Here is a 13,440-nt window from a genome sequence, read left to right as displayed (position 1 = left end):
TGATTCTACAGACCGGCGAGGCCGTTTTTTGCGGTTTCGCCGCCCCGAAACTTGACGAGCCCATGGTCGGAACCGATATACTGGATGAGATGCGAACGATGACAACAGCACCTCGGAGGATGGACATGGACAAACAGCTGCGATTAATCATTGATACGGATACGGCGGGAGACGACGTCACGTCGATTCTGTTCGGCTTGCTCTGGCCTGGAGTGAAGGTTGAAGCGATCACGACGGTGATGGGGAATATTCCGGTCGGCCAATGCACGATCAACGCGTTGACGACCGTAGAGCATGCGGGAAGAAGCGGCGAGGTACCCGTCTACGAAGGCTGCGATCGTCCGCTCTTGCGTCCGCTTGTTCAAGCGGCTTACGTACATGGCGCGGACGGAATGGGGGAGACGAACTTCCCGCTGCCGAAGCAGCAAGCCGAGAAGGAGCATGCGGCGAATGCGATCGTGCGGCTGCTTAACGAATATCCGGGAGAGCTGGAGATCGTGGCGCACGGCCCGCTGACCAACCTCGCCGTTGCTTATATGCTGGATCCGACGATCGTCAGCAAGGTGAAGAAAGTATGGGTGATGGGCGGTTCCTGCCACTTCCGGGGGAACATCACCTCTACGGCGGAGTTTAATTTCTACGTCGATCCGGAAGCGGCTCAGATGGTGTTCCAAGCCGGCTTCCCGATCGTGATGGTCGGCTGGGACGTCTGCTGCCGCTATGCCCTGATCGGGGGAGAGGACCTGGAGAAGCTGAAGCGGATCGACACGCCGATCTCCAAGTTCTATCACCAGGTCAACCGCAAGGCGCTGGAATTCAACATGGCGAACGGGCTGGAAGGGGTCACGCATCCCGATTCCGTGACGATCGCGATGTGCATTCGGCCCGAATTGATCTTGAAGTCGGGGCATTACCCCGTGCAGATCGAATGCCAGAGCGAAGCGAATCGCGGATTCAGCGCGGTCGATACGAGGCCGGCTCCGGAGAATACGCCGGCCTATGCGGGCGAGACCTCGCGTTCGGAGGTCGTCCTGGAGAGCGACTATCGGGAGTTCTACCGCATGCTGACCGCGATGCTTAGCGGCGACTACAGCGAATACCTCAACTAGGTTCTAACAGCAAGAGCCCCGTCGGCAGTCGCCGCGGGGCTCTTCTCTATGGGCATTACCAAAACTTGCGGGTCACTCTATCTACTTCGATTTGATAGGATGAGAATAACAGCATTCTATTAGATTGAGGTGTTCCATCCGTGAGATTCGCTCGTACTCGCCGCATCCTGCTACCCATCCTAGCGGCATTCTCTATTGGCGCCGGCAGCCTGCCGCTTGCCCCATCGGCCGCGAACGCGGCTTCTTCCTTGCCCTTCGACGATATTTCCTCCAGCTATGCGAGAGACGACATTACGGCGCTAGCCGCCAAAGGAATCGTAGGCGGCACGAGCGAGCGCCTATTCGAGCCCGGCAAGACGGTGACGCGAGCGGAATTCGCGGCTATTCTCGTGCGCGCGTTCGGACTCGAAGAGACGAATAACGCGATCGCCGCGTTCCAGGACGTGAAGTCCTCCCAATGGTTCTATGGGGCTGTACAGGCAGCATCGAATCTGGAGCTGGTCTCCGGCACGAGCGCGACGGCTTATCAGCCTCTCGTGACGATCACGCGCGAGCAGGCCGCGGTCATCCTGGCGCGGGCCCTGAAGCTTAACGGAGCGAGCTCTTCCGCTTCCGGGTTCGTCGACTTTCCCTCCATCTCCTCCTGGGCGCAATCGTCCGTGGGAGCAGCCGTCAAAGCCGGCTTGTTCAAAGGAGACGAGAATGGAGCTTTCCGGCCTACCTCCAAGCTGACCCGGGCGGAGATCGCCGTTCTTTTCCACCGGATCGTTCTGAATAAGGCATGGGAGAGCCAGTTCGCGGCAACGTCCGGCTCCATGCTTCAGATCGGCTGGCAATACGGCCAGACGCTGGCGGAATACAAGGCAAGCATCGGCAAATCGGCGGTCAATACGCTCGCGCCCCGCGTCTTTTTCCTCGATTCCGCCGGCTCCATTACGGACAATACCGACTCCGCCCTGCTGACCTGGGCGGCGTCCAAAGGCAAGAAAGTGTGGGGCATGTTCGGGAACCGCTTCAATGCGGAGACGACCCACGCGATGCTGAGCAGCACGGCCAATAGGCAGCAGGTCGTCGCTCAAACGGCGGCGCTCGCGGACAAGTACGGGATTGACGGGGTCAATCTGGACTTCGAGAACGTGATCGCCGGCGACCGTTATTACATGACTTTGTTCGTCCAAGAGTTGGCGACCGCCCTTCATAAAGCGAAGATGGTCCTGTCGGTCAACGTCTCTCCCGATCTGGGGACGGATTGGACGGATGCGTTCGATTACGAAGCCATCGGAGAGGCGGCGGATCATGTCGTTCTGATGGCATACGACGAGCATTGGGGCGGTTCGCCAATCGCCGGCTCGGTCTCCTCGCTGCCGTGGATGAAGTCGGGCTTAGACACGCTTCTGGAATCGATCCCGTCCAGTAAAACGATCATGGCGCTGCCATTCTTCACCCGCGACTGGACGACCGGATCCGCCGTGTCTTCGACGGAGATGACGATCGCGGAGCAGAACGCCTTGATCGGCTCGCTAGCCGCCGCAGACAAGTCGTGGAATGCTGCGCTGGGGCAATACGTTTACGCCTACAAGAAAGGGCAAACGACTCACCGGATCTGGACGGAGGAGAGCCGTTCTCTCACCGCCAAGATCCGGGAGTCGCTGCAGTCGGGGGCGACGGGCTTCGCTTACTGGTACATCGGAGGCGAGTCGCCGGACGTATGGCCGAGCGTGCGCAACGCGGTCAAGTACGAATCGTTCCGCTTCGAATAAGGCTTAGTCCGTCAGAGAGGAGCGCCAAGCCTTGATGTCTTGATTGAGCTTGGTCAGATTAGGCACGGACGTGTTCTTATCCCGGAGCGCATAATCGTTCTTCAGCCGAAGAATGCGAACGACGCTCTCGTCGATCCGCTTCTCGTCAAGCCGGCCGTCCTTGACTGCGGCCAGCAGCGAGTCGCGGACCGTCTTCATGTTGTCGTGCCCATGGGCGACAAGCACGATATCGTCGCCGGCCAGAATCGCGTCCACGGCGGCCGCGGGAAGCGTGTAGTGCTTGACGATAGCACCCATCGTGATATCGTCGGTCATGACGACCCCGTCGTAGCCCAACACCTGGCGAAGCTGATGGCCGACGAGCTCCTTCGAGAGGGAAGCGGGCTTATCGGGATCCAGCTTCGGATAGAGAATATGGGCGACCATGATCGCTTCGACCCGATTCTCGATCGCTTGCTTGAACGGAATCCATTCCAGCTTGGCGAGCTGCTCGGCCGTCTTGTTAACGACTGGCAAATCCAGGTGGGAATCGACGGACGTATCGCCGTGTCCCGGGAAATGCTTCGCGACGGGGATGACCCCGCCGCCGCGTAGGCCTTCCATCTCGGCGATGCCAAGCTGCGAGACGAGCTTAGCGGAGCTGCCGAAAGAGCGGGGGCCGATGACGGGGTTGTTCGGGTTGCTGTTCACGTCCAGAACGGGGGCAAAATCGAGATTGAACCCGGCTGAGAGCAGCTCTCTAGCCAGCAGGCTTCCCATCTCGCCCGCAAGCCCTTCGTCCTTGGCGGCTCCTACCTCTTGGTTGGCCGGGATCTTCTCGTAAGCGGAAGGAAGGCGGCTGACCTTGCCTCCTTCCTGATCGACGCCCAAGAAGAGAGGGACCGGGTTTGCTTTATTGGCTTGCTTGATCGCGTTGAGGAGAGAGACGGTGCCTTTGACATCGCTGACGTTGCGCGAATACAGGATGATGCCTCCGACCTTCGCGTCGGCGATGGTCGCGCGGTCGTCCTTGCCGAGCGTCGTTCCGTCGACTCCGGCGAAGATCATCTGTCCGATCTTCTCTTCCAGCGTCATCCGCTTCAACTGCCGTTCGACCGGATCGTCGACGTCGGGGGGCGAAGCGGGGGGAGCGGGCGAAACGGAAGGGACCGAACCGCCCGGAGAAGCCGAAGGAGAAGCGGACGGCGCCGTAGAGGCTATAGGAGACGTTGACGGCGATGGCGACGGAGAAGCATTCGATGGAGAGGAGGTATCCGTGCTCGGCAACGCTCCTCCGTTGTTGCCGCAGCCCGCGATAAGCAGCAGAACTCCCAGAGCCAGCAGCGGCCAACGGAATCGAATGTTCGTCAGGTTCTTCATGCTTGCGCACCTCTTTATTCGGATAAATGGTTCTGAGCCAGAACATAGATATAACGACAAAACGCTCGATATTGTTCATTGGAAGGAAAAGAAAAGCTCCATGTCCTCCGGCATTGCCGTTAGGATATGGAGCTTTTGTCTATTTATTTAGGCTTTGGAAACTTCGAACGAGCTCTTCAGCGACACGATCCGGTTGAACACCGGACGGCCGGGCTCGCTGAGCTTCGGATCGACGTTGAAGTAGCCGTGGCGGAAGAACTGGAACTTGTCCTGGGCGGCCGCTTCCTTCATGCCGGGTTCGACGAATCCTTGCAGCGTCTCAAGCGAGTTCGGGTTGATGCGCTCCAGGAAGGAGGAATCCTCGTTCTCGTCCTCGTCGTTGATCAGCGGCTCGAACAGGCGGAATTCCGTCGGCACCGCTTGGGAAGCTTCGACCCAGTGGATCGTTCCCTTGACCTTGCGGCCGGTGAAGCCGGTGCCGCTCTTCGTCTCGGGGTCGTACGTGCAGCGAAGCTCGACGACTTCGCCCGCTTCGTTCTTCACGACCTCCTCGCACTTGATGAAGTACGCGTGCTTCAGGCGGACTTCATTGCCCGGGAACAGGCGGAAGTACTTCGGCGGCGGCGTCTCCATGAAGTCGTCCTGCTCGATGTAGATCTCGCGCGAGAACGGGATTTGGCGAACGCCCATCTCTTCGTTCTCCGGATTGTTCTCGGCGTCCAGCCACTCGACTTGGCCTTCCGGGTAGTTCGTGATGACGACCTTCAGCGGACGAAGGACGGCCATCGTGCGCAGCGCCTTCAGCTTCAGGTCCTCGCGGATAAAGTGCTCGAGCATGCGCTCGTCGACGACGCCGTAGCTCTTCGCCACGCCGATCTCGCGGCAGAACGCGCGGATCGCTTCCGGCGTGTAGCCCTTGCGTCGAAGGCCGGAGATCGTCGGCATGCGCGGATCGTCCCAGCCGTCGACGACCTTCTCGTCGACAAGCGCCTTCAGCTTGCGCTTGCTCATCACGGTGTTGGTGATGTTCAGGCGGTTGAATTCATACTGACGAGGCTTCGCTTCCATCTCGCATTGTTCGACGACCCAATCGTAGAACGGGCGTTGGTCTTCGAACTCCAGCGTGCAGATCGAGTGGGTGACGCCTTCGATCGCGTCCTCGAGCGGATGGGCGAACGCGTACATCGGATAGATTTTCCAAGCGTCGCCTGTGTTGTGGTGATGGGCGTGAACGATCCGGTAGATGACCGGGTCGCGCATGTTGACGTTCGGAGAGGACATGTCGATTTTCGCCCGAAGCACCTTCTCCCCGCCCGCGAATTCCCCGTTCTTCATCCGTTCGAACAGCTCAAGGTTCTCTTCTGCCGAACGGTCGCGGTACGGGCTGTTCGTTCCCGGCTCCGTCAGCGTGCCGCGAGTCTCGCGGATCTGATCGGCGGTTTGGTCGTCCACGTAAGCCAGTCCCTTGCGGATAAGCAGAAGGGCGCGGTCGTACATCTCCCCGAAATAATCGGAAGCGAAGAACAGGCCGTCCCAATCGAAGCCGAGCCACTTGACGTCCTGCTTGATCGACTCGACGTATTCGACATCCTCCTTAACCGGATTCGTGTCGTCGAACCGAAGATTCGTGCGTCCTTTGAATTCGTCGGCCAGCTCGAAGTTGAGGCAGATCGACTTGGCGTGCCCGATATGAAGATAGCCGTTCGGTTCCGGAGGGAAGCGCGTAACGACTTCGGTTACCCGGCCGGCCGCAAGATCTTCTATGACGATGTTCTTGATAAAGTTGTTAGATGATGCCGTTTTGTTCTCCAATCCGACCAACCTTTCTCACGCGTAACTTGTATTTCTTCATCATACACAAAATGACCCCTCCTTATAAAGAGGCTGCGAAAAAAAGATGGCGCCGCGCGGCGATAATCCGAGGTTTGACGACCCTTCGCACGCGTATTTCGAAATCCTTCTCATTATTCTCATAAAATCTACCTAAAGCCGTAACTTTTTGATTCTTTCATTCGTTATAAATGGTGAAGCGGCAATTGGTAAAGGGAGGGAATTCGGATGCTCGCTTGGAAGCCTCGCGCGAAGAAGCGGGAAGAGCCGGGCGGCAGCCTGGGAGAGACAAGGACAAGCAAGGAAGACCAGCCGGTGCGGGGAGACGACAAAGAACCGCTGCTGGTGGTCAGCGGAGTGGAGCGTTCCTTCGACGTGGGCCATCAGAAGCTGAGGGTGCTCAAGGGCATCGACCTGACGCTGTACCCGAAGCAGCTCATCATGCTGAAGGGCCGATCGGGCTCGGGCAAGACGACGCTTATGAACCTGATGGGCGGTCTCGATACGCCGACGGAGGGCCAGATCTGGTTCCGCGGCAAGCCGTTCCACGAGTGGAACGACGATCAGAGGACCGTCATCCGGAGAAAGGATATTGGCTTTATTTTCCAAGCGTACGCTTTGATGCCGTTGCTCTCCGCTTACGAGAACGTGGAGCTGTCGCTGCGGATGGCCGGAACTCCCCGCTCGGAATGGAAGGCTAGAGTGACCTCCTGCCTGGAGCTGGTCGGCCTTGGCAAGAGAATGCACCACCGCCCTTCCGAGATGTCCGGGGGAGAGCAGCAGCGGGTCGCCATCGCCAAAGCGATCGCGCACAGGCCCAGCCTCCTTCTCGCGGACGAACCGACGGCGGAGCTCGATTCCCAGATGGCCGCGCAGGTCATGGCGGTGTTCCAGGAGATCGTCAAGGCGGAGAATATCACGATATGCATGACCACACACGATACGACCATTATGGAGGTAGCAGACCATGTCTATGAGATGGCGGACGGCGTTCTCGCGTAAGGCGGGAAGCCAGAGACGATCAGGCGCAACCAAAGCAGGCGGCCTCCTTGCCGTACTCTCGCTCTCGATCGCGGTGGCGGGCTGCGGCCTGCTGCCGAACGAACCGGTGGAGGAGGATCTGTCGTCGATTCAGCTTCCTCAGATCTCGAAGAAGCCGGAATACGAAGTAACGACGAAGACGCTCGAGAAGAAGGCATCCGATTCGGCCAGGCTTTATTCGACTCAGGAGAAGTCGATCTATTGGACGCAGAAAAGCTTGAACGGCAAGTTCATTAAGAAGCTATACATAGAGAACGGAGGCACGGTCAAAGCCGGTCAGGTGATCGCCGAGCTGGACGTGGAGGACATGAAGAAGTCCTTGCGGAACCAGCGCCTCTCGATGAGAAAGACGGAGCTCTCCATGAAGGATACGCTCCGCAAGAAGGATGAGATGAATCCGATCGAATTCGAAGAGGCTCAGATCGCCTTCGAAGAGCAGAAGCAGGCGATCGCCGACCTGGAGCAGGATATCGCGGACGCGGTGCTGACCGCGCCGTTCTCCGGCCAGGTCGTCTCGCTCACCGCGAAGGAAGGCGATTCGATCGAAGCCTACAAGCCGCTAGGCGTTATCGTCGATCCGAGCCGGCTGGTCGTCGGAACGAATCTCAAAGACTCTCTCGACAAGATTACGATCGGCATGGAGGTTCAAGTCGACTTCAACGGCGGCGTCGTGAAGACGGGCAAGGTGAAGAGCCTGCCGCAGCCTAGCAGCAACAACAACGGCAACGGCAATGGCAACGGGAACGGGAACGGAAATGGCCAGAATACGCAGAACCTGGATCAGCTCTTGCTGATCGAGGTGAAGGATATGCCCAAGACGGCGGCCCGCGGGCAATCGGTCTCGGTGTCTGTCGTCCTTAGCCGCAAGGAGAACGCGATCGTCATTCCGCTGTCCGCGCTCCATACGATAGGCGCCCGCACGTACGTTCAAGTCGTCGAAGCGGACGGAAGCAAGCGCGAGGTGGATATCGAGGTCGGCCAGCAGACTTCCACGGACGCCGAAGTGCTGCAGGGGCTTACCCCCGGCATGAAAGTCGTAGGGCAATAACGAATGACGGCACTTATCCGATTCCTCTTCCGCAAGATGTGGAATACGCGCTGGCTGACCCTCAGTACGCTGGCCGGCCTGTTGATGGCAGTGGCGTTCACCACAAGCATTCCCATGTACGCGGACGGAGCGCTTAAACGAGTCGTCGCTCAATCGCTCCAGGATAACAGCGAGGGGCTCCCTGCCGGAGCCATGCGCATTCTATACCAATCGACGGACGGCAAGACCGATCCCGAAGGGTTCAAGAACGTCGACAAGTACATCAGCGAGGACATCCCGAAGGATATCGGCTTCCCGCGGGAAGCGACGCAGAAGAGCCTCACCCTCCGCAGCGCCGAGGTGCAGCCGGAGGATCCGAACGCCGTGGACGCCAGCCGGACGCGGAAGATGACGATCGCTTCGTTCAGCGGCCTTCAGGAGCAAGTCGAGCAGTCCGGAGGCGCATGGTATGCGGACCGGGCCGAAGGCGACGGGACGCTGCAAGCGGTCATGATGGAGGAGGCGATGTATCGCAACGACCTTCACGTTGGCGACGTGCTGCTCTATCCGATCTACGGGGGATTGAACATCACCCTGAGGGTGGAGATCGTCGGCTCCTTCAAGCCGAAGGAAGATTCGGGGAACTACTGGTTCCAAGGCTTGGAGAGTTTGATGTCGACCCTGTTCATCGCCGAGCCGGCGATGCAGGAGGATCTGATAACGAAGCAGGGAATCCCGTTGCAGATGGCCAGCTGGTATGCGGCTTACGATCTCCGGGAGATCAAGACCAGCCAGCTCTCTCCGCTCGAGAATACGCTCGGCCGTATCGACATAGAGGTCTACCAGAAGCTCAAAGGAACGCATCTGGACATCTCCTTCGAGAAGATGCTGGGCGACTTCCGAAGAGACAGCCTTCAGCTGCAAACCATGCTGTTCACGCTGGCGGCTCCGATGATCGCGATGGTATTCTACTTCATCACGATGAACGCCCGCCAAGCGCTGGATAAGCAGCGCTCCGACATCGCCGTGATGCGAAGCCGGGGTGCCGGCAAACGGCAGATTCTTCTTATTTTCCTATTGGAAGGCGTGCTTCTCGGAATCGTCTCGCTGATCGCCGGGCCGTTCATCGGCTGGTTCATGGCGAAGAGCATCGGCTCGGCGAGCGGATTCCTGGAATTCGTCAATCGCAAGGCGATCCCGGTCGGCTTCAGCACCGACAGCATGCTCGCGGGAGCGGCGGCCGTGCTGGTCGCGATCGGGGCGGCCGTCATTCCGGCCATCGTCTATACGCGGACGACGATCGTCGACCACAAGCGCCGCATGGCGAGAAGCGACCGTGCCCCGAAGTGGCAGCGCTGGTTCGTCGACCTCGCCCTGCTCGGCGTAGCGGCATACGGCTGGTACCTGTTCAACGAGCGCCAGATGGTCTCCTTCAAGACGGGGATGACGACGGACCAGCTCAACGTGCAGCCGTTCCTTTTCTTCGTGCCGGCGCTTAGCATTTTTGCGGCGGGCCTGTTCTTCTTAAGGCTGTTCCCGCTGCTGCTTAAGCTGTTCAACATGCTCTGGCGCAAGATCCTGCCCGTGCCGCTTTATTTGACCTTGACGCAGCTGTCCCGTTCGTCCCGCTCTTATTATCCATTGATGATTCTGCTCATTCTGACGCTGGGCCTCGGGGTCTACAACGCCTCGGCGGCGCGGACGATCGGCCTGAACTCGGAAGAGAGAATCCTGTACAAACACGGGACCGACGTTGTCGTCACGACGTCATGGGAAGGCGACGCGGAGCTCAGCTCCTCGGGGCAGTCCGGTCAGGGAGGGCAAGGAGGAGGACAGGGCGGTCAAGGAGGAAGCTCTCCGCGGCCGACCAAGATTCTGTATAACGAGCCTCCGTTCGAGGTGTTCCGGACGCTGCCCGGCGTCGAGCATGCCGCGAGGGTGCTGCAGACGAAGGTGGACCTACGGGTCAACGACCGGACGGCGGGGCAGGGGACGATCGTCGGCATCGACAACGTCGACTTCGCCCAAGTCGCTTGGTTCCGGGACGATCTGTATCCGGCCAATCCTTACAAGTATCTAGCGTTAATGGGCAAGTCCGCGGAATACTCGCTGATCTCCTCCAATTTGGCGGAGAAGTACAACCTGAAGCCGGGCGACGAGATCGCGGCGGTCGTTCAGGAGCAGGTGGTCCGCTTCATCGTCGCGGCGGTGCTGCCTTATTGGCCGGCGCAATATCCGGATAAATCGCCGTTCCTTATCGCTAACCTGGATTACATCTACGACGAAGCGCCGATGGTTCCATACGACGTATGGCTGAAGATGGACCCGGACGCGAAGATCGCTCCGATTGTCCCGATCCTGCAGGACAAAGGCATCGAGATCGCCTCGATCAGCGACGCGAGAAGCGAGCTCATCACGCAGAGCAAGCACCCGGCCAGAGGCGGCGTGTTCGGCATTCTGAGCCTTGGATTCCTCGTGACGATCATCGTCTCGCTGTCGGGCTATATCCTGTTCTGGTTCTTCAACCTCTCGGGGCGGATCGTGCAGATCGGTATCCTGAGAGCGATGGGATTGTCGCGCAGGCAATTGACCGGCATGCTGCTTCTCGAGCAGCTCTTCACCGCCGGATTGTCCATCGGCCTCGGGATCGGAATCGGCAAGCTGACCAGCCTGCTGTTCCTGCCGTTCCTGCAGACGACCGACAACGCGACCGGCCAGATTCCGCCGTTCCGCGTCGTCTTCGACAACGTCGATACGAATCGGCTGTACGTGGTCGTCGGCGTCATGATGGCGATCGGAGTCGCGATGCTGGTCGCGCACATCAGACGCCTCAAGGTCCATCAGGCCGTCAAGCTCGGAGAGGAGCGTTAACCCCATGATCCTATGCGAAGGACTTGTCAAAATCTACAAAACGGACGATCTGGAGGTCGTCGCCCTTCAAGGTTTGAATCTATCGGTCCAGCAGGGCGAGATGATGGCGATCATCGGCAACAGCGGAAGCGGGAAGTCGACGCTGCTGAACATTCTGGGCGGCTTGGACCGCCCTTCCGCGGGGCAGGTGAAGGTCGGGCCTTGGGACCTGCTCAAGGCGACCGAAGACGACCTGGTCAAGTACAAACGCGACACGGTCGGCTTCATCTGGCAGAACAACGCCCGCAATCTGCTGCCGTTCCTGACCGCTCTGGAGAACGTCGAGATGCCGATGATGTTCTCCGGCAAGACGGACCGGGCTTACGCCAAGCAGCTGCTGGAATGGGTCGGCCTCAAGGACCGCATGCACAACAAGCTGACGCAGCTGTCGGGCGGCGAACAGCAGCGCGTCGCCATCGCGATCTCGCTCGCGAACAAGCCGCAGATGCTGCTCGCCGACGAACCGACGGGATCGGTCGACACTCGCACATCGGACATCATCATGGACATTTTCCGCCGGTTCAACCGCGAGCTCGGGCTGACGATCGTCATCGTCACGCATGATCTGTCTCTTGCGGGCAAGGTAGACCGCGTCGTGGCCATCCGGGACGGACTCACCAGCACCGAGTTCATCAAGCGGAACCCGAACCTGGATGACGCCAAAGTGCCTCATGAATCGGGAGGCAAGCTCGGCGAAGTGCATGAAGCGTATGTCGTGGTCGACCGCTTCGGCCGGCTGCAGATTCCGAAGGAATACCTGCAGAGCCTCGGCATTCAAGACAAAGCAAGCATGGAATTCGATGGAGAGAAGATATGGATTCGCGCGCCGAAACCATTGGAGGGGGAAACCGCATGACGATCAAGATTTCGAATGCACGCAGATGGATGACCGCGGGGGCGGCTCTGACCATGCTCGTGCCCGTGCTCGCGGCTTGCAGCAGCGACAACAAGAACGATCCGGACAACCGCCGAACGCTGCGGATCGGGACGATGTACGGAAGCTCCCAGGATGAATCCTACTTCCGCCAGCAATTCACCGACATGTTCGAATTCTCGCATCCGAACATCGATATCGAGATCGTTCCGGCGATCGATTATACGGAGACGCAGTTCGACGAGCCGGATCCCAACGCGAAGCCGGTCGATCCGATCGAGAAGGTGAAAGCGATCATGACCGGACCGAATCCGATCGACGTCATGATCATGGATTCCGGGGTGCTCGGCAGCTTGGTTCGGGATAACCTTCTGATGCCTCTGGACGCCAAGATGAAGGAGAGCAAGATAGACCCGAACGATTATGTTCCGGCCGTCATCGACGGTATCAAGAGTCAAGGCGACGGACAGCTGTACGCGCTCGCCCCGACCTATTCTCCTTCCGCTCTCTTCTATAACAAGAAAATGTTCAGCAAGCTGAACGTAAGCCCGCCTACGGCCGACATGACGTGGGACCAGGTGTTCAACCTGGCCCGGCAGCTCAAGTCCGGAGAAGGCAAGGACGCGACCTTCGGATTCACGTTCAACCAGTGGGGCTACAGCGATCCTTATGGAGAGCTGACGACCTACACGGCGCCTCTGCAACTGCGCATGTACGATACCAACGCCGAGAAGATGACCGTGAACACGCCTCAGTGGGAGAACGCTTGGACGACGATTACCCAGCTGTACAAGGACCATGTCATGCCGACGACGGAGGACCTTCAAGTCGATCAGGGCCAAATGGACAACAACACGAGATACAACCCGTACCAGCAGCAAGCGTTCTTCAGAGGCAAGGTGGCGATGGTTATCGGCAGCTACGGCATGATCAACGACATCGCGACCTACAACAAGAACTATCAGAAGTTCGAAGGCATGGAACAGCTGGATTGGGACGTCGTGCAGGTGCCGTCTTTCGCGGAATTCCCGGGAATCAGCGGCTATACCTCCCTCAGCTCGCTGTCCGCGATCAATGCCAAGGCTCCGAATCCGGACGACGCTTGGGAGTTCGTCAAGTTCATGAACGGCAAGGAGTGGGGCAAGCTGAAGTCCCGCAGCAGCTACGAGATGCCGGCCCTGAAGGAATTCATCAAGGTGAAGGACGGCATGTCCTACAACATCGACGCGTTCACGACGACGAAGCCGATCCCGAACCAGAACAGCTATGAGGAACAACAGCTGTACAACGAGCGGCCGAATCTGTATATGATTCAAGATCTCGCCCGCACGGAGTTCAACAAGGTCATACAGAACGAGAAGACCGTCAAGGAGGCGCTTGCCGAGTTCGAGACGAAGGGCAACGATCTCCTGCAGAAAATCAAGCTGAATCCGAAGGGGCAAATCGACGGAGTGAACGACGGCGCATATGGCGGCGGAGGAATCGACGTGAAGCCTATGCTCGATTGATTAGAGGGGGAAGAAGTCAAGG

9 protein-coding genes are annotated in these 13,440 nt (G+C 58.9%); 7 read left to right on the top strand and 2 right to left on the bottom strand.

All coding sequences use genetic code 11. The features are described from left to right. Positions 1-125: 125 nt before the first annotated feature. Both ELR57_RS02995 and ELR57_RS02990 read left to right on the top strand, forming a co-directional pair. Entirely contained in the window at positions 126-1,109 is a 984-nt protein-coding gene (locus tag ELR57_RS02995) for a nucleoside hydrolase (protein ID WP_158629912.1), read from the top strand. Positions 1,110-1,249: 140 nt separating this feature from the next. Beyond that, a complete protein-coding gene (locus ELR57_RS02990; protein ID WP_126957124.1) occupies positions 1,250-2,869 on the top strand; it encodes an S-layer homology domain-containing protein in 1,620 nt (539 codons plus the stop codon). Between the two features lie 3 nt (positions 2,870-2,872). Here the strand turns inward: ELR57_RS02990 and nagZ are convergent, their stop codons facing one another. Together nagZ and ELR57_RS02980 are read right to left on the bottom strand one after the other, a co-directional pair. Continuing rightward, positions 2,873-4,228, bottom strand: a complete 1,356-nt coding sequence (gene nagZ, locus ELR57_RS02985) for a beta-N-acetylhexosaminidase (protein ID WP_126957122.1) — start codon at positions 4,226-4,228, stop codon at positions 2,873-2,875. A gap of 147 nt (positions 4,229-4,375) precedes the next feature. Next, positions 4,376-6,040: a glutamine--tRNA ligase/YqeY domain fusion protein gene (locus ELR57_RS02980; protein ID WP_192896508.1), complete on the bottom strand. Its 1,665-nt coding sequence runs from the start codon at positions 6,038-6,040 to the stop codon at positions 4,376-4,378. A 246-nt stretch (positions 6,041-6,286) separates the two neighbouring features. Between ELR57_RS02980 and ELR57_RS02975 the strand changes: the two genes are divergently transcribed. From ELR57_RS02975 to ELR57_RS02955, 5 genes are read left to right on the top strand one after another with little or no spacing between them, the layout of a single operon-like run. After that, positions 6,287-7,060 carry an ABC transporter ATP-binding protein gene (locus tag ELR57_RS02975; RefSeq protein WP_126957118.1) on the top strand — a complete coding sequence of 258 codons (774 nt, stop codon included), beginning with the start codon at positions 6,287-6,289 and terminating at the stop codon, positions 7,058-7,060. After that, positions 7,026-8,147: an efflux RND transporter periplasmic adaptor subunit gene (locus ELR57_RS02970; protein WP_238162380.1), complete on the top strand. Its 1,122-nt coding sequence runs from the start codon at positions 7,026-7,028 to the stop codon at positions 8,145-8,147. The genes ELR57_RS02975 and ELR57_RS02970 overlap by 35 nt, the downstream gene beginning before the upstream one ends. Positions 8,148-8,150: 3 nt before the next feature. Next, on the top strand, positions 8,151-10,997 hold the full coding sequence (locus ELR57_RS02965) for an ABC transporter permease (protein WP_126957116.1): 2,847 nt from the start codon (positions 8,151-8,153) through the stop codon (positions 10,995-10,997). A 4-nt stretch (positions 10,998-11,001) separates the two neighbouring features. After that, the gene (locus tag ELR57_RS02960) at positions 11,002-11,892 is read left to right on the top strand and encodes an ABC transporter ATP-binding protein (protein WP_126957114.1); all 891 of its coding nucleotides are present in this window, start codon (positions 11,002-11,004) and stop codon (positions 11,890-11,892) included. Beyond that, positions 11,889-13,418 (top strand): ABC transporter substrate-binding protein, encoded by a 1,530-nt coding sequence (locus ELR57_RS02955; protein WP_158629911.1) that lies wholly within the window; start codon positions 11,889-11,891, stop codon positions 13,416-13,418. The genes ELR57_RS02960 and ELR57_RS02955 overlap by 4 nt, the downstream gene beginning before the upstream one ends. Positions 13,419-13,440 lie beyond the last annotated feature (22 nt).

This window comes from Cohnella sp. AR92, assembly GCF_003990975.1.
In the GTDB taxonomy this organism is placed as follows: Bacteria; Bacillota; Bacilli; order Paenibacillales; family Paenibacillaceae; genus Cohnella.
This window is presented reverse-complemented; position numbering and strand designations above follow the sequence as displayed.